Source organism: uncultured Nostoc sp. (assembly GCF_964247315.1).
Classification (GTDB): domain Bacteria; phylum Cyanobacteriota; class Cyanobacteriia; order Cyanobacteriales; family Nostocaceae; genus Nostoc.
Genome location: NZ_CAXTTT010000089.1, coordinates 1 through 22,062, shown reverse-complemented (window position 1 = coordinate 22,062; position 22,062 = coordinate 1). Strand labels below are relative to the sequence as shown.

Annotated in this window: 12 protein-coding genes and 1 pseudogene; 12 read left to right on the top strand and 1 reads right to left on the bottom strand. The window is 42.3% G+C overall.

Annotation, left to right across the window (positions count from 1 at the left end; translation table 11 throughout):
* The 5 genes and pseudogenes from ACFE93_RS23770 to ACFE93_RS23750 form a co-directional block, all read left to right on the top strand.
* Nucleotides 1-217, top strand: a pseudogene (locus tag ACFE93_RS23770) (hypothetical protein); the annotation flags it as partial.
* A gap of 421 nt (nt 218-638) precedes the next feature.
* Nucleotides 639-2,975, top strand: coding sequence for an EF-hand domain-containing protein (locus tag ACFE93_RS23765; RefSeq protein ID WP_375476853.1), 2,337 nt, complete (start codon nt 639-641; stop codon nt 2,973-2,975).
* 425 nt (nt 2,976-3,400) lie between these two features.
* Complete coding sequence (locus ACFE93_RS23760) at nt 3,401-7,642, top strand: ATP-binding protein (RefSeq protein WP_375476851.1); 4,242 nt, start codon at nt 3,401-3,403, stop codon at nt 7,640-7,642.
* 495 nt (nt 7,643-8,137) lie between these two features.
* Nucleotides 8,138-10,360 (top strand): EAL domain-containing protein, encoded by a 2,223-nt coding sequence (locus ACFE93_RS23755; RefSeq protein ID WP_375476850.1) that lies wholly within the window; start codon nt 8,138-8,140, stop codon nt 10,358-10,360.
* A gap of 448 nt (nt 10,361-10,808) precedes the next feature.
* Nucleotides 10,809-10,913, top strand: coding sequence for a hypothetical protein (locus tag ACFE93_RS23750; RefSeq protein ID WP_375476848.1), 105 nt, complete (start codon nt 10,809-10,811; stop codon nt 10,911-10,913).
* A gap of 129 nt (nt 10,914-11,042) precedes the next feature.
* On the opposite strand, the gene ACFE93_RS23745 is transcribed toward ACFE93_RS23750, so the two are convergent.
* The gene (locus ACFE93_RS23745; RefSeq protein WP_375476846.1) at nt 11,043-11,984 is read right to left on the bottom strand and encodes an N-acetylmuramoyl-L-alanine amidase; all 942 of its coding nucleotides are present in this window, start codon (nt 11,982-11,984) and stop codon (nt 11,043-11,045) included.
* A 559-nt stretch (nt 11,985-12,543) separates the two neighbouring features.
* On the opposite strand from ACFE93_RS23745, the gene ACFE93_RS23740 reads away from it, so the two are divergent.
* The 7 genes from ACFE93_RS23740 to ACFE93_RS23710 form a co-directional block, all read left to right on the top strand.
* On the top strand, nt 12,544-13,698 hold the full coding sequence (locus tag ACFE93_RS23740; protein ID WP_375476844.1) for an L-histidine N(alpha)-methyltransferase: 1,155 nt from the start codon (nt 12,544-12,546) through the stop codon (nt 13,696-13,698).
* A 14-nt stretch (nt 13,699-13,712) separates the two neighbouring features.
* Complete coding sequence (locus tag ACFE93_RS23735; RefSeq protein WP_375476842.1) at nt 13,713-14,315, top strand: hypothetical protein; 603 nt, start codon at nt 13,713-13,715, stop codon at nt 14,313-14,315.
* Between the two features lie 99 nt (nt 14,316-14,414).
* On the top strand, nt 14,415-18,134 hold the full coding sequence (gene bchH, locus ACFE93_RS23730) for a magnesium chelatase subunit H (RefSeq protein WP_375476840.1): 3,720 nt from the start codon (nt 14,415-14,417) through the stop codon (nt 18,132-18,134).
* Between the two features lie 645 nt (nt 18,135-18,779).
* Entirely contained in the window at nt 18,780-19,001 is a 222-nt protein-coding gene (locus tag ACFE93_RS23725) for a type II toxin-antitoxin system HicB family antitoxin (protein WP_375476838.1), read from the top strand.
* Nucleotides 19,002-19,238: 237 nt separating this feature from the next.
* The gene (locus tag ACFE93_RS23720; protein WP_375476836.1) at nt 19,239-19,724 is read left to right on the top strand and encodes a PIN domain-containing protein; all 486 of its coding nucleotides are present in this window, start codon (nt 19,239-19,241) and stop codon (nt 19,722-19,724) included.
* Nucleotides 19,708-19,932 carry a hypothetical protein gene (locus ACFE93_RS23715; protein WP_375476873.1) on the top strand — a complete coding sequence of 75 codons (225 nt, stop codon included), beginning with the start codon at nt 19,708-19,710 and terminating at the stop codon, nt 19,930-19,932. The genes ACFE93_RS23720 and ACFE93_RS23715 overlap by 17 nt, the downstream gene beginning before the upstream one ends.
* A 437-nt stretch (nt 19,933-20,369) precedes the next feature.
* Nucleotides 20,370-22,062: HAMP domain-containing protein (locus ACFE93_RS23710; RefSeq protein WP_375476834.1), on the top strand; the 1,693-nt coding region annotated here is incomplete at its 3' end.

The following is a 22,062-nucleotide window of genomic DNA, read 5'->3' as shown; positions in this document are numbered from 1 at the left end:
CTTTGTGGATGACCGTTTGAGCTTTGTGGATGAACCTTTGAGCTTTGTGGATGAAGGTTTGAGCTTTGTGGATGAACCTTTGAGCTTTGTGGATGAAGGTTTGAGCTTTGTGGATGAACCTTTGAAATTTGTCGATAGACCTAATTTTTGTCAATGGGATCATGCATGGAGTGTTCAGCAAAATAGAAATTTGCCCTATTTCCAACACTGGAAATAAGGCAAAGGAGTTTTATAAGGGGAGATAGAAAACTTTTGATAAGTATAGCAGCGTAAATAATTAAAGGTTTGTAGTGATGATTTTAATCCTCTTTTCGAGATGCTACGCGAACAAATGAGGGCTGAAACACATACCATAAAATAATCTTCAAATTTTTTATATTACTTAATATAGTTTGATTTATTCTCGCTGACTTACTTAGTTTATCTAGGAGCATTTGCAATTAAACCCGTAAAGCTGTATTTATTGCAACAATAAGCAGCTGACAAATTTACAAGGCAACTATAAATATCTTTGAAACGAATTTCAGCTGTTTCTGATACTTGTTCTTTACTTAAATATAACTACGCAGCATTGAAATAGCTGTTAGAAAACATGGTAATAAATTTATTAGTGACATATATAGTATTGGAACAAAACCATGATTGATGAACAAGAAATAGAAAAATTGTGGCAAGCTTTCAAGGTATTAGACGTAGACGGCAACGGAGCGATCTCAACCGAGGAACTGGGGGAGGTAATGCGATCGCTAGGGCAAAATCCTACGGAAGCGGGGCTGCGTGACTTGATCAAGGAGATTGACGTTGACTTATCAGGCACTATCGACTTTAAAGAATTTAAAACGCTAATGATCGCAAAAGTAGGCGATCGCCAAAGCCGCCTGAAGTTAGCTTTCAGCGCCTTTGATGAGGACGGTAGCGGTCAAATTACTGCCGTCGAGTTGCGGACAGTCATGAGTCAGTTTGGGCTGACAGACGCTGAGTTGAATGAGATGTTGCAGGAAGTAGATCATGATGGCGATGGCTCAATTGAATTTGATGAATTCTGTCAGCTAGTACCGGAAGAGTCAGAGAGCAAAACGGGCTATCAAGACTCACCGATTTCCCTTAATAGTTCGCTCAAGACAGTTGCTACTTCCAATCAGACAGCAGCAGCTACTACCCAACCGATACAAGAAGCAACAACTCCAGAGTTAGCACAATTAAGAGAACAGTTAGTACAACACCCAAACTCACCGAATCAGAAAAAAAGCGGTACGTCTCCCTTACAAATGCAGATTGGTCTGTTTCGTTTAATTCAAGGAGCAGCCTACCGCAGTTTTCGTGAGAGTTTCTCCGCAAATCACGAAACTCACTTGCGAGTGAAAAACTTGCCATATAGAATTACTGATTTTGTGGAGTTTGTCAAACAAGCGATCGCACTGTATAAAGCATTAAATATAGTATCTGAGGATTGCTACCCCGTCTTAGATGCAGTGGTTAAATCGGTTGCCAATGAATATGCCCGATTGCAGGAGCGCATCAAAAACTGGCAAACAGTGGCAAAGACACCAGAAATGTTGGCAGAGCAGCAAGCAATTTTAGAGGCGCGGAGTAAATTCGCCAATGTCAAAGAAAAGTTTGCTGCTGGAGTCGAGTTTGCAATTACGATCAAAAAGAAAAGTCTCAGTTTGGGTGATATCGTCGAAGGTGTGCTGGCCATTAACGAACTCAATCGTCTCAGGGGAATAGAACTGAACGAAGAAATGGCTCCACCACCAACTAAATCTCAGGCAAATCCAAAAGACTATTTGAACAAGTGGAACCGCGTCATCCTCTCGCAAGCAACCGAGGAAATAGATGGTGCAATCATGCCAGTAGCATACTGGTATGAGGACTTTATGCCGAAGTTGTTGGCAGCGTTTAGCGTTTCTACCACAGCAGATATCCAAAGTAACACCGTACCCGACGAGACGGCTTTGGATGAATGGTATCAGCGTACAAAAAACTCAGGAGAATTTAACCGCTACGGGGCGGATGTTGCCGAAAATTTTCCCGATTGCACTCCCAAACAGAAATTGATACTCAAACAAGCATGGCGGTTAACCCATCATTACCTGAATGGAGTGCAGAAACGCCGCGAACGCCTAGAGTTCGGGCGAGAATCAGGTGCGCTATCGCAGTATGTAGCATTCATTGATGTCTATCTCGATCGGACTGAGGTGAAGGATTCCCAAATGCGAGTCAGCTTTCCCTACTACATTGGCCCGGCAGTGTGGCGCTTTTTCCATACTACAGCTGAGATTGTGTCTACCAAAACCGATGTACAGCAAAAAGCCGCAGTAACAATCTTCAAAGATTTCTTCCAACTGTTTGCCACAATGTATCCCTGTCCTTACTGCCGCCACCACCTGAATATGTACGTTGTCCAAAATAAGGAAGTGGATATGTATCCTGTAGAATACCTGGTGCTTGGGCGCGATCCCAACCTGACTGACTTTGAGGTGTCACTAGAGGCAAAATTATCCACCGTCGTAGATGGTTCCTCCTTGCGGTTATTTTTCTGGAAACTGCATAACACCGTTTCCTCCTCCATTGCGCGATCGGAAGAATGGTATCACAAAGATGAGAAAGCGTTCTACACCACCCGTTTTTGGCCCAGCCTTGACTCTGAGTTAGCAAGAGCCAATGCACTCAAATACACCAGCATAGAAACTGCTCGCATCTACAACATCTATGGAATTCTCAAGCCATTGGCACGGCTGACAGGGGTAAAAACAGAATTCCCAAAGCTGCTAGAGAAGGGCGATACAAACAATCTCAAGGAAGCGTGTATAGTTGCACAGAATCACATCAAAGATTTAGAGGAAGCTGTCATTAGCGGACAGTTTCTGCAAGAAACATACTACTTTGAACCTAGCCTTGTAGATAAACCTCCACTCTTCACCCCTGAAGAAGAAGAGTTTGCCCGAACCAGTATGTTTACAGAAACGATTTAAATACTTAGAATGCTATAATTTCCTTCCTTCAAAGTTTCATAAGGAGGGGAATTATAGCGCGACCCATTAAAACCCGTTTGCTTGACCAAATAATTACGAATTACGAATTATTTTGACCTACAGCGTACCAAACACTTGTGGGTAGTGACTTCCAGAAAATAGTCTAATCAGAATCGCCCTTGGTAGCTTGAAATATCGATGATATAAAGGAGACAATAAAAATAGCAAAAATAGAAACTTGCCCCGAAAAGGCAATTTCAATGCTTTGAAAAGTCACAGCATTGGGATCTCACGCTGTATATGCCTTTGAATATCCTCTAAAATGAATGTTTAGAAACGTAAAGGTCTAATTTATAGAGGATTTTTCCTAACAGACAACCACCGATGTAGCCTGTAACCAACACATGACCAATCGAGAGGAATTAATGAAGAACGAGTCAACGTTAGCAAGCAACGCCGACGTAAATTTCCTTATCGGTGGAGGTGAAATGGGTGCGAGGATGCGAGAATACGATTGGTCAAAAACGTCCCTTGGGCCAACACAGCAGTGGCCACAGAGTTTGAAGACTGCCGTGCGGATTATGCTAACTTGTCGTCAACCCATGTTTGTTTGGTGGGGCGAGGAACTGATTAACCTTTACAATGACGCCTACAAGCCTATTGTTGGCGGCAAACATCCAGAAGCACTTGGGCAACCAGCTTCATACGTGTGGCGGGAAATATGGGATCAGGTTGGGCCTCGAGCCGAATCAGCGATGCTGAAAAATGAGGGCACTTACGACGAAGCCCTGCTGCTAATTATGGAGCGCAACGGCTACCCAGAGGAAACCTATTATACTTTTTCATATAGCCCAGTTCCTAATGACCAGGGCGACACAGGTGGGATCATCTGCGCCAACATAGAGGACACGCAGCGGATTATCAGTGAGCGTCAGTTGGCACTTTTGCGCGAACTAGCGGCGAGGACAGCAGACGCGCGGACATTCGATCAAGCCTGTACGCTGAGTGCGAGTTGTCTGGAGAGCAACCCTTACGATCTCCCTTTCGCCATGATTTATCTGGTCGATCCAGATCAGCAGAAAGTTTTTCTGGCTGGAACCTGCGGCATTGGGCAAAATCATGTAGCAGTTCCAGAAACAGTGGCTCTCGATGCTGATGGGGTTTGGCCCTTTGCGGAAGTTATCAGAACGCATCAAGCCAAACTGATTTCCGATTTGGAAGTGTCTTTTAGTAGTCTACCCTGTGGTGTTTGGCAGCGATCGCCCCATCAAGCGATCGCAGTACCCATCGCCCCATCCGGGCAAACCGGAAAAGCTGGTATATTAATCGCTGGTTTGAACCCCTTCAGGCTATTCGACGACAATTATCAAGGATTTATTGATTTAGTTGCGGCTCAAATTGCAGCCAGCATCGCTAACGCCCAAGCTTACGAGGAAGAACGCAAACGCGCTGAAGCCTTAGCAGAAATCGATCGCGCGAAAACCGTCTTTTTCAGCAACGTCAGCCACGAGTTCCGTACCCCACTTACTCTGATGTTGGGGCCATTAGAGGACACCTTAACCACTTGTGCTACTCTGCTTCCAGCCAAAGAACGAGATCAGCTAGAAATGGTGCAACGCAACGGACTTCGGTTGCTGAAACTGGTCAACAGCTTACTAGATTTTTCACGCATTGAAGCCGGAAGGGTTGAAGCATCTTATGAACCCACCAACCTGGCCACCTTCACCGCAGAACTAGCTAGTGTATTTCGTTCAGCGATAGAACGGGCAGAGATGCAGTTATTAGTTAATTGTCCTTCCCTGCCAGAACCAGTATATGTAGATCGAGAGATGTGGGAAAAGATTGTTCTTAATCTGCTCTCGAATGCCTTCAAGTTCACAATGGTTGGAGAAATTACGGTTAGTTTGCAGTGGTCAAATGACCATATTGAGTTTGCAGTTCAAGACACAGGCATCGGTATCCCAGCAGCAGAAATCCCCCACCTTTTTGAACGATTCCACCGCGTCAAAGGAGCGCAAGGACGCACTTTTGAAGGGTCGGGAATTGGATTGTCACTGGTGCAAGAATTGGTGCAAATGCATGGTGGAAGAGTTGATGTTACCAGTCTTCTCGGAGTAGGCAGTTGCTTTACTGTGTCAATTCCAACAGGATATGCTCATTTGCCTCCAGACCGGATTAGTGCCTCGCGAACTTTAGCTTCAACCGCATTAGGGGCAACACCTTATCTAGAAGAAGCCATGCGGTGGCTACCACAAGGAGCAGGGGAGCAGGGGAGCAGGGGAGCAGGGGAGAAGCAAGTATTTTCCCTTCTGCCTCTGTGCCCCTCTGCACCCTCTGCTCGGATTCTCTTAGCTGATGACAACGCAGATATGCGCGATTATGTCAACCGGCTATTAAGTCAGCAGTATGAAGTGGAATCAGTGCCGGACGGTTTAGCTGCTTTAGATTCTGCTCGTGGACGTGTCCCAGATTTGGTACTGACAGATGTTATGATGCCTGGATTAGATGGCTTTGGACTGCTGCAAGCATTACGAGCCGATCCGCAGACGCAAAAAGTTCCAATTATTCTGTTGTCGGCACGGGCGGGGGAAGAGGCACGGGTGGAAGGGTTAGAAGCGGGAGCCGATGATTATCTGATTAAACCTTTCTCTGCCCGTGAATTGTTGGCGCGGGTAGAGGCAGCCCTAAAAATGGCTCGTCTCCGCCAAGAGGCAATGGAACGCGAGCAAGGGTTGCGAATTGAAGCTGAGGTCGCCAAAGCACACCTAGAGACTGTCATCGCTGGCATTCAAGACCAGTTCTTTGTGTTGGATCGAGATTGGCGTTATACCTTTGTTAATGAACGGGTAGCAGAAGTTGTTGGCATCCCTAAGGAAGAGTTGCTAGGTAAGATTGTTTGGGAAGTGTTTCCAGATGTAGTTAACAGCGAGTTTGATACTGAGGTTCGTCGGGCGATTGCACAACACACCGTTGTTCAATTTGAATACTTTTATCCAGCTTGGCAGCGCTGGTTTGAGAATCGCATCTACCCCTTTGCAGAAGGAGTAAGCATTTTTGTTACAGACATCAGCGATCGCAAACAAGCAGAAAAAGAACTTCAAGAAAGCGAAGAAAAGTTCCGCAACATGGCTGACAATGCCCCCTTCATGGTTTGGGTAACAGACACCAATGGTTACTGCACTTATCTCAGTCAAAGCTGGTACGATTTTACAGGTCAGAGCGAGGAAATGGGTTTGGGATTTGGCTGGTTAAATGCTGTGCATCCAGAGGACAGCAATGACACCAGGAATGTTTTTCTGGAAGCTAATAAAAGTTACTCGGCCTTCCGTTTGGAGTACCGCTTGCGGCGCAAAGATGGCAAATATCGCTCTTGCATCGATGCGGCTAATCCGTGGTTTGGGGTGGACGGTCAGTTTAAAGGTTACATCGGCTCAGTAATTGACATTACCGAACGCAAAGTCGCAGAAGCCGAACGCGATCGCCTCTTGGAACTTGAGCAAGCTGCTAGAACTGAAGCTGAAAAAGCCAACCGGATTAAAGATGAGTTTTTGGCGGTGCTTTCCCATGAATTGCGATCGCCTCTCAATCCGATTCTTGGTTGGGCGAGACTCTTGCAGACTCGTGAGTTTGAACCAACAGCGCTGAAGAAAGCGATCGCAACTATCGAGCGGAATGCTAAATTACAAGCTCAACTAATTGAAGATTTGCTCGATGTCTCTCGGATCTTACAAGGTAAGCTCAACCTGAAGATGTTGCCTGTCAACCTAATATTTGTGATTGAGGGGGGATTGGAAACAGTGCGTTTGGCAGCAGAAGCTAAAAATATTCAAATTCAAACGATACTAGATGCTTCTTTTGGAGAAGTTTTGGGTGATTCCAGTCGTTTACAACAAGTTATCTGGAATCTCTTATCGAATGCCGTTAAATTCACTCCTGAAGGAGGAAAAATTAATATTCAATTACGGCGCGTTGACACTCAAGCTCAGATTACCGTTAGTGACACAGGTAAGGGAATCAGCCCTGACTTTCTGCCTTATGTGTTTGAATATTTTCGTCAGGCTGATAGTACAATAACCCGAAAATTTGGTGGCTTGGGGTTAGGGTTAGCAATTGTTCGTCATTTGGTAGAATTACATGGCGGCACGATTTGGGCAGAAAGTTTAGGTGAAGAGCAAGGAGCTACTTTTAGAGTCAAGCTACCGCTAATTAAAAAAGATTTAACCCCAAAACAACACATAGATATTGCTGCATTAAATCCTTCTCCTGGGACTGAAATCCTTGCAGGCATCCAAATCTTAGTTGTAGATGATGACGATGATACCCGTGACTTCCACACATTTGTACTAGAACAGGCTGGAGCAATGGTGACAGCAGTGACATCAGCAAAAGAAGCACTGCAAGTTTTGGCAGAGTCAGAACTAGATATGCTCCTTAGTGATATTGGGATGCCAGAGACAGATGGCTATATGTTGATGCGCCAAGTTAAAGGATTGCAGGCAAACCAAGCTAAACAAATTCCAGCGATCGCTTTAACTGCTTATGCCGGAGAAATCAATCAGCAACAAGCACTTGAATCAGGTTTTCAAAAGCATCTCTCCAAACCCGTCGAACCAGATGAGTTAGTCAAGGCAATTGCAACTCTAATTGGTAGAAGTGGGAATGTCTGAGTGTTCAGTTGCAGTGTATAAATTGCGTAAAGCGTATTGCATTTTAATTGCTTTTTTTTTGATCTGTATAGCAAGGGATAGTCCCTTGCTATACAAGATTTTGCAACTTCAAATATCCTTTGTAATAAAAGATATATTATTAACTTTTTTCAAAAATTGTGTTGTTTTTGAGGATAGATTTCTTCTTAAAACAAGCATATTCACTCTACATTAATTTCGTTAATAGTTGTTTCTAATCTGGCTAATGTTGCTTTTGTTTCGTAACTTAAATTGTTGAGCCAACTCTTTATTTTGTTGCTTTATTGCACACAATATATCGACAAGTACTTGGAGTTTTAGGATAAATTTTAGTATATCTTGCTAAGTTCCTTACTCAGCTAAATTATTCATTTTACTTAACTCATCAAATCTTCATGTATTTGAAGTGTAGTTTATCTTTTACAGTAAAAAGAGTGGGAATAATAGAATAAATCGGATTGAGCAAATTACTTAGCTATGAGCCAAATATGTCCTATCTCCAAAACCTGTGCTTGTCGTAATGTTGCACACTGCCGGACTAAGGAAGCAGGTAGGCTCTTTCTCTGGTTCCCCGTTCCACATACCCTGAAAAAAGTCACCTCCTACCTACAACAGTTTGCCCTTAATTATGAACTGATGCAGGAGCGACCAGGTTTGAGTTTGGAGTGTAGACCCGGACAGTCCCTAGAAATTGCCCGTAACCTAGCTAAACTACTTGCACCAAGAGAATTAAAAGAAACGCAAGTCCTTTTCATTCAAGGCACTTTCCAACCTCAACTCCATGATTTTAGTGACATAGCCTCATTACAACGCTTCATTAAGTTGAACCAATCCGACTGGCTGGTTGAAATGCTAGCAACGGAACGATTCACCAGTTACTTCCAACCAATTGTCTCAATTAACGATACATCGCAGATTTTTGGATATGAATCGCTTTTGCGGGGACTGGATAAAGAAGGCAATTTAGTGTTACCAACACCAATTGTGGAGTTAGCAACCGAAGCCGGACTCCTACCACAACTCGACCAAGTTGCTCGCCTCAGCACAATCACTCAATTCAGCCGCTATCAAGTGAGTGGGCACATCTTCATCAATTTTGCACCAACGTCACTTTATGACCCAGCTTTTTGCCTACGTAGTACCGTAGAGGCAATTGATACTGCCGGAATTTCCCACGATCGCGTTGTTTTTGAAGTTGTAGAATCAGACAATCCTCAAGATTTAACCCACCTGAAGACAGTGCTTAAATACTACCGGGATGCTGGGTTTTTAGTCGCTCTTGATGACCTTGGTTCTGGCTATTCCAGCCTAAACTTGCTGCATCAGTTACGTCCAGACTTTATCAAGTTGGATATGGAGTTAATTCGAGATGTGCATCAAGACCTTTACAAAGCTTTGATTACCGAGAAGCTTCTAGAGATTACTCAAAAGTTAAACATCCAGACTGTTGCTGAAGGAATTGAATGCATTGAAGAGCTGCACTGGCTGCGAGAACGAGGTGCAAATTTTGCTCAAGGCTATTTGATTGGTAAACCCAGTGCAGTGCCTGTCACTACAACCCCTTACTTTGAGCAGATTGCGTTAACTGTAGCATCGACACATTCTCAGCAGGTTGAACAGCGTGTTGTCCAACACCAAAGCGAGCCTGAGCGAATTGTCGCATCTGTGACGCAACGCATTCGCCAATCCTTGGAGTTAGACGAGATTTTGCAAACCACGGTAGCCGAAGTGCGACAACTGTTTGAGGTAGACCGAGTGGTGATGTATCAGTTTAAGCCAGACTGGAGTGGGTTAGTCGCTGTAGAATCCTTAACAGAAGGGTGTATGTCGATTTTGGGATTTCACGTCATGGATACCTGCTTTAAATCCACGCGTGCAGCTTACTATCAACAAGGTAACAGCAGAGCGATCAAAGACATTGAAAATGCGGGTTTATCACCGTGTCATGTTGACCTCCTCAGAAGTCTGCAAATCCGGGCAAACCTTGTCGTGCCCATTTTGCAGCAAGGGCGTTTGTGGGGACTATTGATTGCTCACCAATGCCGTCATCCCAGACAATGGCAGCAATCGGAAATTAACTTGTTTAACCAGTTAGCAGGTCAAGCAGCGATCGCTATTCAGCAATCAGAACTTTACCACCAATTACAACAAGCAAACCAAGAATTACAGCGCTTTGCCTGTTCGGATGGTCTAACCCAAGTGGCAAATCGACGCTGCTTTGATGACACGTTAAACACGCAGTGGCAATGGTTGGCACGAGAGCAAGGTTCGCTATCTTTAATTTTGTGTGATGTCGATTACTTTAAGCTTTACAACGATACGCATGGGCATCTGGCAGGAGATGATGCACTTAGACAGGTTGCTAAGGCAATCTCTCAGACAGTTAAACACCCCGCTGATTTAGTTGCTCGTTATGGCGGAGAAGAGTTTGCAGTCATTTTACCGAATACTGATATTGAAGGGGCTATTACAGTTGCAAAAGATATTCAGATCAATGTTAGTGCATTACAAATGCCTCATCCCCATTCTCAGGTCAGTGAATTCATTACCCTAAGTCTTGGTGTGGCAACTATCAATCCTCATAGCCAATTATCTCCTGCAATCTTAATTGCTGCTGCTGACCAAGGACTCTACCAGGCAAAAGCACAAGGAAGAAATTGTGTGGTGCAGATGGATTGTGAGAATGCTGATACTAAATAAGCTGCAAATCGCTAGAAAGATGTAAATACGAAGATATACGCGGACGCAAAGACACATAAACCCACTATCTATGCGCAATTATTGCAGTCAAAACCAGAGAAATGCTCTATGTCAACTTCAACTTTGTCCCGCTTACCAGCTTTCGTCGAAAGGTTGATCGTTTCTCCCTGATGATGCTAGTAAATCTCTTTCACAGCTAGCTGTCGCTGGAATAACTTTTCCACAAGAACTTTTTCTCGATTGGATAGATGAAGAGGTAATCATCTATCAGCATCGCTTAGAGTCAGTGAAGGCAACACAAAAAGTTAACGCCTGAATAAAATGTTAATTGCTTGACAAGTTGTGATTATATGAAATAATAATCATCTATTGTGTAGAGATACCTTGACGATCTCAATAGATTTTCATATACAACTGTTAAATTAATTCAGTTTTATGTTCATATATTATGAATATATTAAGTATCGATCCAACTCCCATACTTGCGGGTGCTGGTATTGTCGGAATCGGTGTGGGGTTAGGGGCACAAACATTAATTAACTATATTGATTAGGCAAAACATTTCTGTTAGCAGTAGCGCGGCGTTTAGCCCGTTTTCAGTTCTGAGTAAAGAAGTCAGATTCCCAACTTCTTTACTCAGCACTACTACTACCCCAGTTTCTAGTCTCTAGTCCTTATCAGCCTAACCAATTAATTTCTGCCAACTAGCAGGCCCGATAATTCCATCAGCATCTAAACCATTTTGCTTTTGAAAGTTCTTAACTACAACCTCTGTTTGCGGGCCGTAGACACCATCATTATCAACACCTAAACGGTATTGCAAGTATCTGACAACTGCATTACCAGCATGGTTTGGTCTAAGTATTCGTTTTGCCAAAATTTGATTTATGGCATTCCATGTAGCTGAGTCAGCAATTCCAGTTGACTGAACCCCAACAATAGTCTGAAATTTTTCTACAGCAGATTTGGTGTTAGCCCCTGTGAAGCCATCTTCCATTAACGCCTTACCATTTTTATCAGTTATTTTTAGTTGATTTAAGGCTTTTTGCAGTCTGAGAATCGTGGTATCTACATTATCTTCTTCATCTGGTACAGGGTTAACAGGAACACTTGCCACTTTACCAGTTAAGCCTTTGACAATTGCATTAGCCATTGCTTCAGGATTAAAAAGATTCATATCTTTTTGCGAATCGACAAAGCAACCTTCTACAAGAATCGCAGGCATATCCGTATTTTTTAGAACAAACAAGTGGGAACCACTCTTAACACCACGATTAAAAAATCCTAACTTGACGATTTCATCTAATACAGGTTTAGCGATTTTTCTACCTGTATCGCTAGTTGCAAATACTTCTGTGCCATTAGCTTGCCCGTTAAAGGAGTTAAAATGAATCGAGACGTAAATATCTACTTTACTTCCATTAGCTGTAGAACATCTTTTTGAGAGGGAGTCACGTACTGTACTAGCACTACTTGGTCTACATACTACGACTTCATTTCCTAAAGCTCTTAACTTGGCTATAACTCTATTACCTACATCTAGAGTTAAATTATCCTCAACTTTGATTCCTCTAGCTCCTGTGTCTGGTGGACAATTATGCCCGCTATCAATTCCGAATTTCATTATTTAATCCTCAATTTACTTGTTTTTCCACTAGTTCAAAACTCTTATAATTATATAGACAAAGTTTGGTTACTAGCTTTATTTAAATACTTTTTAGCAATGGCTGCATTATTTTCAGCATTACTACGCTATTAGACCAAATAAGTTTTTCTGCAAACCTGAACAGCAAATTTTATTTGGTAAAATCCACTAATTAAAAGCTAGATTGTCACCAAAAACACAACTATTATAAATTATCAATATCGAGACTAAACAGTAAAATTTCGCAATAAATTGAAATCTAGTAATTGCCTCCACTCTTTAGATAATAACGCTTTGTAAAAGTGGAAAGCCATGACAAAAGTACTTAGTTAGATGCCCAAATCTCAAAACCGAACGCGCTCCCTGATGTGAAGCTGGGTTTATAAGGTCGTAAACCCTTGACAGACTCTAACCTTGGCTTCTTGTTAACCCTGAGCAGCTTAACACATAATGCTTTACAGTATTAATGAATACGCGATCGCTTCTAGACACCTGTGCGAGATTTATCAAATAAACTGCTCAAGAAACGAGGCTCAACATGGGATCTTTAAATTTTGTGAAGCTACTGGAGAATTCCATTAATGAACCCGGCTTAGGGTGGACTCTCTGCTTTATAGGGGAAGATCAATCTAGCAAACTTGCAGAACTCACGCAGGAATTGAGAGGAGAATTTTCTGCAACAGGCGATGGAAAAGAGATTTTGTCAGGTTTTTCTTACTGGGGAATAGGCCCAACGATCGCCTGGGATCATGCCTGTAACGATCGATTCTATCTCGTGATGAAAGAGAGTATAGAATCTTTTAGATATCGATGGCATCAAATTAATGCTAATAATATCAAAGATCAAAAATATCATTATGTAAGTTTAGGCGTAGGCACGGGTGAAAAAGACCAACACATTTTAAGTTTATTGTTTAACGCAAATCCCGATCTCCTCTACTTTCCAGTTGATATGAGTTCGGAGATGTTAAGGTTAGGTGTACAACGGGCAACGAGAGGATCGCAATTGCAAGGTAGCCATGTGTTGCCAATTCAAGTTGACTTCTCAATTGAGAGAAATGTTGACGAGTTACGAAAACTACTAGATAGAGTTATCAATAACAGTCCTGTGCTATTTTCGCTATTGGGAAACACATTAGCTAATTTTCAACAAGACACAGAACTTTTGCGAACTATTTCTAAACTAATGCGACGTGAAGATAGGCTGCTCTTAGAAGTAGCGATCACTGAGGAATTAAGCGAAGAATCAGCACAAAATGCGGCGAAAGAATATGCAAAAACTAGATCGTTTAAAGAGTTTGTCACTAGTGCATTGCTGCAAAATACTGATTTACATATCGACTTAAATAGCGTGTTTTTTGAAGGTACTGTAGAAGCTGATAGAGGAATTTTAATAAAAATCCTCTATCGTAACCTAACTGGAAATAAAATTGAGGTCATGTTACCTGACCGATCGGTAATAAATTTTGAAGACCAAGATACGATTCGTTTATATCTAACTCGGAAATATACTTCTAATGGCATCGATCGAACTATATCAGACAGTAATCTGGTGCTTGTCGATAGGCTACACACAGTATTAGAACCACGTTTAAAAAATGGATTTGGTATGGATTTAATCTTACTTGCCCCTAACTTTTCAGGAATTAACAATAATTCTTCTGTAGCGAATGATATATGGTCTAAACGGTAAGATGTGAGATGAGTATGAAAAACTTAGTGACCTTTATCACGTTTTTCCCTCTACTTCTGGGATTTATTCTAGCTGCCGTCTGGTGGACTCAGGGAGGAAGTTTTGAGTCACTACTGACAGGTTTGGGATTATTAGCAACAATTACCGGGATTTTTGGCGAAAGATGGGCATCAGCTAACGAAAAGAGGATAGAATTTCTGCGTGCCTTATTGAATGAGTGCAGATCGAATGAGGTAATTCTATCTGATAGCCGCTTCAATCCCAACTCGCATAAGCCGGGACGACCAATAGTCTTTCCGCGATTAATTATATCAGTGACGGAAACCGCGATCGCATCTGATGTCTTTGCAGAACGCCAAGATAGAGAGTTGTTTTCGCTTTTACATCAATGGCGGCATACTGCTAATGAGTTTAATCGGAGATTAGATATTACCGAGTTGCGTACATTCACAAACTTGTCAGTCCAAGAAATTCGTTTGCTATACGAAGCGCTACAGCAGTCAAAAGAGTTTAATGATGCACTTAATTTGACTCAACACATCACAACTTTTTTGAAATCAAAATATCCTAAAGGTAGTGGTGATAGTGAAGTCCTAACCCCTTCAAGGAACTACTGACCGGAATCTGTGGATAGATATTCTGTGGGTAGATATTTAACAATCAGCCTGAAAGCACGTTTAAAATTTAAGTAAAGAAATATTTCGTAGCTTACAGGCATGAAACGCATCGTCTTGATTGCTGGGTTTGAATCATTCAACGCTGACTTGTACAGAAAAGCAGCCTTTTTGGCTAACTCTCGCTGTCCTGAGTTGGATATTTGGGTATTTAGCGATCGCGATCTTACCAACAAACGCACTGAGGTAGAAACAGCACTTGATGGCGCTGATGTGTTTTTCGGTAGCCTACTATTTGATTATGACCAGGTTGTGTGGTTACGCGATCGCATTTCCCAAATTCCCATCCGTCTAGTCTTTGAGTCAGCCTTGGAATTGATGAGTTTAACCAAGTTGGGTGACTTTGCCATTGGCGACAAACCCAAAGGAATGCCCAAACCAGTTAAATTCATCCTCGACAAATTTAGCAATGGACGCGAAGAAGACAAACTTGCTGGTTACATCAGCTTCTTAAAAATTGGCCCTAAACTACTGAAATATGTCCCAGTGCAAAAAGTCCAAGACTTACGCAACTGGTTAATTATCTATGGTTACTGGAATGCTGGCGGTTCAGAAAACGTCGCTTCATTATTCTGGACACTGGCAGAAAAATACTTAGGTTTAAAAATTGGCGACATTCCCCCGCTAGTCGAAACCCCCAACATCGGATTACTCCATCCCGACTATCCAGGGTTTTTTGAATCGCCCCGCGAATATTTAGAATGGTATCAAACCTATTGTAGAGACGCGATTCATCGCGTCTCCCCTAATCGCGTCTCCCCTAATCGCGTCTCCCCTAATCGCGTCTCCCCTAATCGCGTCTCCCCAGTTATCGGAATTCTCCTCTACCGCAAACACGTCATCACCAAACAACCTTATATTCCCCAACTAATTCGCAGTTTTGAAACAGCCGGGTTAACTCCTTTGCCCATTTTCATCAACGGCGTAGAAGGACACGTGGCGGTACGAGATTTAATGACAACCGACTATGAAATTCAGCAACGACAACTAGGTAATATAGAAACTTCCTCACTATCAAGTGAAGCAGTAAAAGTAGATGCGATCGTTTCGACAATTGGCTTTCCTTTGGTGGGTGGCCCGGCTGGTTCAATGGAAGCTGGCCGTCAGATAGAAGTAGCAAAGCGCATCCTCACTGCCAAGAATGTACCTTATATTGTTGCCGCACCATTATTAATTCAAGATATTTCCTCGTGGACGCGCCAAGGTATCGGCGGATTGCAAAGTGTGGTGTTGTACGCATTACCAGAATTGGATGGGGCTATTGATACTGTTCCCCTTGGTGGTTTGGTAGGTGAAAATATTTATCTGGTTCCCGAACGGGTGGAACGATTAATTGGTAGGGTAAAAACTTGGGTGGCTTTGCGGCAAAAACCTGCATCAGAACGCAAGATTGCGATCATTTTATATGGGTTTCCGCCTGGTTATGGTGCTGTAGGCACAGCTGCATTATTAAATGTGCCGCGTAGTCTACTGAAGTTTCTCCATGCACTCAAAGAACAAGGTTACACCGTCGGAGATTTACCGGAAGATGGGGAAGAATTGATTCGTTGGGTGAAAGAAGCAGATGAAACTTTTGACAATACAAAAAATATCCCCGCGTCCGTTAGCACCCGCACCCTAGAAAAATGGCTGGGATATCTGCAAACCTCCCGCATCGAAAAACAATGGAAATCTCTCACGGGAACTGGAATTAAAACTTATGGCGATGAATTCCAAATTGGCGGTGTGCAATTAGGCAATGTGTGGATAGGTGTACAACCACCTTTGGGGATACAAGGTGATCCCATGCGCTTAATGTTTGAACGAGATTTAACGCCCCATCCGCAATATGCTGCTTATTATAAATGGTTGCAAAATGAGTTTCAAGCTGATGCTTTAGTTCATTTTGGAATGCATGGAACGGTGGAATGGTTGCCTGGTTCTCCGTTGGGTAATACTGGTTATTCTTGGTCGGATATTTTGTTAGGAAATTTGCCTAATCTATATATATATGCGGCGAATAATCCCTCTGAGTCGATGTTGGCAAAACGTCGCGGTTATGGTGTATTAATTTCTCATAATGTACCACCTTATGGTCGTGCAGGTTTGTATAAGGAATTGGTGGCGTTGCGTGATTTGATTTCGGAGTATCGTGAAGATCCACAAAAGAATTATGTTTTGAAGGAAGGGATTTGTAAAAAAATTGTGGACTCTGGTTTAGATGCAGATTGTCCCTTTGAAGATGCTAAACGGTTGGGAATTGCGTTTACTCCTGAAAATGTGCAGATGTTTAGCAGTCATGCTTTTGATAATTATTTGGTGGAATTATATGAATATTTACAAGTTTTAGAAAATCGGTTGTTTTCTTCTGGGTTGCATACGTTGGGGGAAGCACCGAATGAAGAGGAATTGGCTTCTTATTTGGAGGCATATTTTGGGGAGGAGGAAGGAATAAACGAAGAAAGAGAAGAAGAGGAAAAACTAATAAGGGATTTGTTGATGCAATCTACGGATGAGTTAACGAATTTGTTAAGGGGATTGAATGGGGAATATATTCCGCCTGCGCCTGGTGGTGATTTGTTGCGGGATGGTGCTGGTGTGTTACCGACTGGGAGGAATATTCATGCTTTAGATCCTTATCGGATGCCTTCACCTGCGGCGTATGAACGGGGACGGGAAATTGCTCAAAAAATTATCGCTCAGCATTTGGATGAATATGGTAAATATCCTGAAACTGTGGCGGTGATGCTTTGGGGATTGGATGCGATTAAAACTAAGGGTGAATCTTTAGGAATTCTGTTGGAATTGGTGGGGGCTGAACCTGTTAAGGAAGGAACTGGTAGAGTTGTTCGTTATGAATTGAAGCCTTTGGCGGAGGTTGGACATCCGCGCATTGATGTGTTGGGCAATTTGTCTGGGATTTTCCGGGATAGTTTTGTAAATATTATCGAATTGTTGGATGATTTATTTCAACGGGCGGCTGATGCTGATGAATCGGAAGATCAGAATTTTATTAAGAGACACGCTTTAGCTTTAAAAGCCCAAGGGGTGGAAAATGCATCGGCGAGATTGTTTTCTAATCCGGCGGGTGATTTTGGTTCTTTGGTGAACGATAGGGTGGTTGATGGTAACTGGGAATCTGGTGAGGAGTTAGGCAATACTTGGCAAAGTCGCAATGTATTCAGCTACGGAAGAGAAGATAAAGGTCAAGCTAGACCGGAAGTGTTGAATACGTTGTTAAAAACTAGCGATCGCATTGTTCAAGAAATTGATTCGGTAGAATATGGTTTAACTGATATTCAAGAATATTACGCCAATACGGGCGGTTTGAAAAAGGCAGCAGAAAAACAAGGCGGGAAGAAGGTTACAACCAGTTTTGTGGAAAGTTTCTCCAAAGATACTACACCGCGCAATTTAGATGATTTGCTGCGAATGGAGTACCGTACTAAGTTGGTAAATCCCAAATGGGCGCAAGCAATGGCGAATCAAGGTTCTGGTGGTGCGTTTGAAATTTCCCAACGGATGACGGCGTTGATTGGTTGGGGTGGTACTGCCGATTTTACCGATGATTGGGTTTACGATCAAGCGGCTGATACTTATGCGTTAGATGCAGAGATGGCAGATAAATTACGCAAAGCAAATCCTGAAGCTTTTCGTAATATTTTAGGGAGAATGTTGGAGGCGCATGGGCGGGGTTTCTGGGAAGCTGATGATGATAAGTTGGATAAGTTGCGTCAGTTGTATGAGTTGACAGATGAGGAATTAGAGGGTGTGACGGTTTAGAAAGTAGATGCGTTAAAACTTATTAACGCATTACTGTTAAAATCAAGAACTGCTATTAAGGTTATTGTGTCTTGAGATAATTAAACTAGAACTCTGGCATTTGCCAGTCTTCAGCTTCAGTATGAGTCATATTACCGTTTTGCTGAAAATCATGATTCGCCTGTGCATCTGCGATATCTGATTCACATAGCCTTGTTAATATTGAATCAATCAGTTATAAGCAAGCTTTTGGATTACCAGCTATCTAGGCTGCCAACTCAAGACGAGGATTTTTTCATTTTATTGTATTTATTATAGGTAGAGTCGTATTACTTTAACCAGCAATTGGGCGTTATAGCTAAGTATGCGTTGCCTTTCTGCAATCTCATCAAAATCGTTTGATTTCCCTCTAGTTGCTTTTAATGCTCTAATAATTTCCTCAGCATAAAACTTGATACAAGTCTCAAGTATTTTAAGCTTAATATTTTACGTTGTAATGCTCTAGAATGATTAATAGTTTGCTAATTAGTACTTAGCAATATATATATGTAATTTAATTACAAATTCACCTACTATAGTATTCAGATTTTAATACGCTGTCAACACTCATTCAAAAAGTCAATATATAAATTAAACTTAAAACAAAGAGATTAACGATTAATAATTATGGAAAGTTATTTTACTGCTGTATACGAAAAGTTAGATGACTGGTATATCGGCTACGTTCAAGAGTTATCTGGTGCAAATGTCCAAGAGAGAACTCTGGAAGAAGCTAGAGAAAGCCTACGGGAAGCGATAGAGTTGATTCTAATCTCAAATTGGGAACTCGCAGAGCAGCAACTCTCCGGTAAAGATGTCCTCCGTGAACAGATTACTGTCAAATTATAGTGAAAAGACGTGAATTGATTCGCCATTTGGAAGAGAACGGCTGTTTGTTTCTTCGAGAGGGCGGAAGGCAAAACCCAACATTTCCGGGGCTTTATTGGGTTGCGCTTTGCTTAACTCAACAAAGCAATTTTTCACAAAGCCAAGCGTATTGGATTATAAAGCCCTCAAACAAGGCATGATGTAGAAATTACTCACGGAGTCAACCCGACTTAAATATGATTCAGATGAGTAAACAGCATGAGCAAACAATATAAAATATATCTTGATGCTTGTTGTTTGAATCGTCCCTTTGATGACCAGACGCAATCCCGTATTTATTTAGAAGCACAGGCAGTTATGACAATTCTAAGTCAATGTCAATCAGCGACTTGGAAACTTATCAACAGCAGTGCTTTAATCGCCGAATTAAACCAAACACCTGATTTAGAAAGACTACAAAACGTCAAAAAATTACTCGATATTGCTAAAATTAAAGTTATTAATAGCACCTTCATTGAACACAGAGCCGCTGAACTTCAAAAATTAGGATTCTCCAGCTATGATGCCACCTACATTGCCAGCGCGGAAAGAAGTCAGGCTGATGTATTTCTCACAACAGATGACAGACTCTTCAAAAAAGCTCAAAAAAACTCTCAATTAATTAACGTATTGATTAATAATCCCGTTCAATGGCTGGCTGAAGTAATACAAGCCGAGGAAAGTAATGATGAAAACCCAAAATGAAATTATTAAACAGGGCTACGATGCCTTAATCAATTCTCTGGGAGTTGCTGATACTATTCGGTTTATTCAATATTTCAGTCCGGGTAAAGGAGACTATACCAAAGAACGTCATCAATGGCTAGATGAAAAAACTTTGGCGCATGTATTGGTGGAGATTAAAGAATTACCCGAAGACGACACTAATCAATATGACGAAATTATTGAGTAGCGACTTAGAGAATATTTTAATTGAGATTGTAATGAGTCAAGTCGGCGCACAATAAGGCATCAATTATAATCTTTATTTAATCGCGATCGCTTCACCCATTAATTTTATGCCTTTGACAGCTTGGGGCGCATCACCACGTGCAGATTGAGGCATTTCCTAACCGAGCCCTCTTGCCTTGCCCGTTGAAAAATTTTAATTTCCCCCATTATCATTAAAATGAGTACGTCTTACTGGTGCAAACCTCAGTATCAGTAACTACCAGGGACATTCTACAGTTAAATAACTACGTACTCCAAGCTAATCAAATTACCAAAGATTTGTTGCTATGGCGTGTACCAGAAAACTTAAAAACACTAATGAGAGTTAAAATCAACTTTCTGCTTTGAGAAAACCTTTTTTAAATACGAAAACTTAGGAAATTATTTAGAGATAAGGCTATGGCAACCGAACAGTTAACTAGAGACAGCGATAATCTAGATTTAAATCAGCTACTAAGAACGCTGAATGCTGTTAAACAGGGTGACTTCTCTGCTCGGATGCCCATAGACCATACTGGTGTAGCGGGTAAAATAGCTGATACGCTCAATGATATTATCGATCAAAATGAGCGGATGGCGGCAGAACTACAGCGAATTGGTAATGTTGTCGGCAAAGAAGGCAAAATTGCCGATCGCGCCTCTCTCGGAGATGTTCGGGGTTCTTGGTCAGATTGTGTTACTTCTGTCAATACTCTAATTACAGATTTAGTTCAACCAACAGCTGAAACTACTCGTGTAATTCGGTCAGTTGCCAATGGTGACTTATCGCAAACGATCGCCACAGAAATTGATGGCAGACCTCTGCAAGGTGAGTTTCTCCAAACTGCTAATATCGTCAACACGATGGTAGATCGGCTTGGTTCTTTTGCATCGGAAGTAACGCGGGTTGCCCGTGAAGTAGGAACTGAGGGTAAATTGGGCGTTCAAGCCGAAGTGCAGGGTGTGGCTGGCACTTGGAAAGATTTGACTGATAACGTTAACTTGATGGCGGGTAATCTCACTGGACAAGTTCGCAACATTGCTGAAGTTGCTACTGCGATCGCAAATGGTGACTTATCGAAAAAAATCACTGTGAATGTGAAAGGCGAAATTCTGGAGTTGAAAAACACCGTCAACATCATGGTGGATCAACTGAATTCCTTTGCATCGGAAGTAACAAGAGTTGCCCGTGAGGTGGGTGCAGAAGGAAAATTAGGCGGTCAAGCAGAAGTTCGTGGGGTAGCGGGGACGTGGAAAGACCTGACTGATAGTGTGAATTTTATGGCGGGAAGCTTGACGGCACAAGTACGGAATATTGCCGAAGTGACAACGGCTGTAGCGAATGGCGACTTATCTAAGAAAATTACTGTGGATGTCAAAGGCGAAATTCTGGAGTTGAAAAACACCATCAACACAATGGTGGATCAACTTAATTCCTTTGCATCCGAAGTAACAAGAGTTGCGCGTGAAGTAGGGACTGAAGGGAAGTTAGGCGTACAAGCAGAAGTCCGGGGAGTAGCGGGAACTTGGAAAGATTTAACTGATAACGTTAATTTAATGGCGGGTAATCTCACCGGACAGGTGCGAAATATTGCCGAAGTTGCGACTGCGATCGCAAATGGCGATTTATCTAAAAAAATCACCGTCGATGTTAGAGGTGAAATTCTCGAACTCAAGAATACCATCAATATCATGGTGGATCAACTCAGTTCTTTTGCATCGGAAGTAACAAGGGTTGCGCGTGAGGTTGGCAGTGAAGGTAAATTGGGTGTGCAAGCGGATGTGCGCGGTGTGGCTGGCACTTGGAAAGACTTGACAGACAGCGTAAACTTCATGGCGGGAAGTTTAACGGCACAGGTGCGGAACATTGCCGAAGTTACTACGGCGGTTGCAACAGGCGATTTATCCAAGAAAATCACTGTTGATGTCAAAGGTGAAATTTTAGAACTCAAAAACACCATTAACACAATGGTGGATCAATTAAATTCCTTTGCATCAGAAGTAACAAGGGTTGCGCGTGAGGTGGGAAGCGAAGGGAAACTTGGCGTGCAAGCAGAAGTGCGCGGTGTGGCTGGCACTTGGAAGGATTTAACCGACAGCGTGAACTTCATGG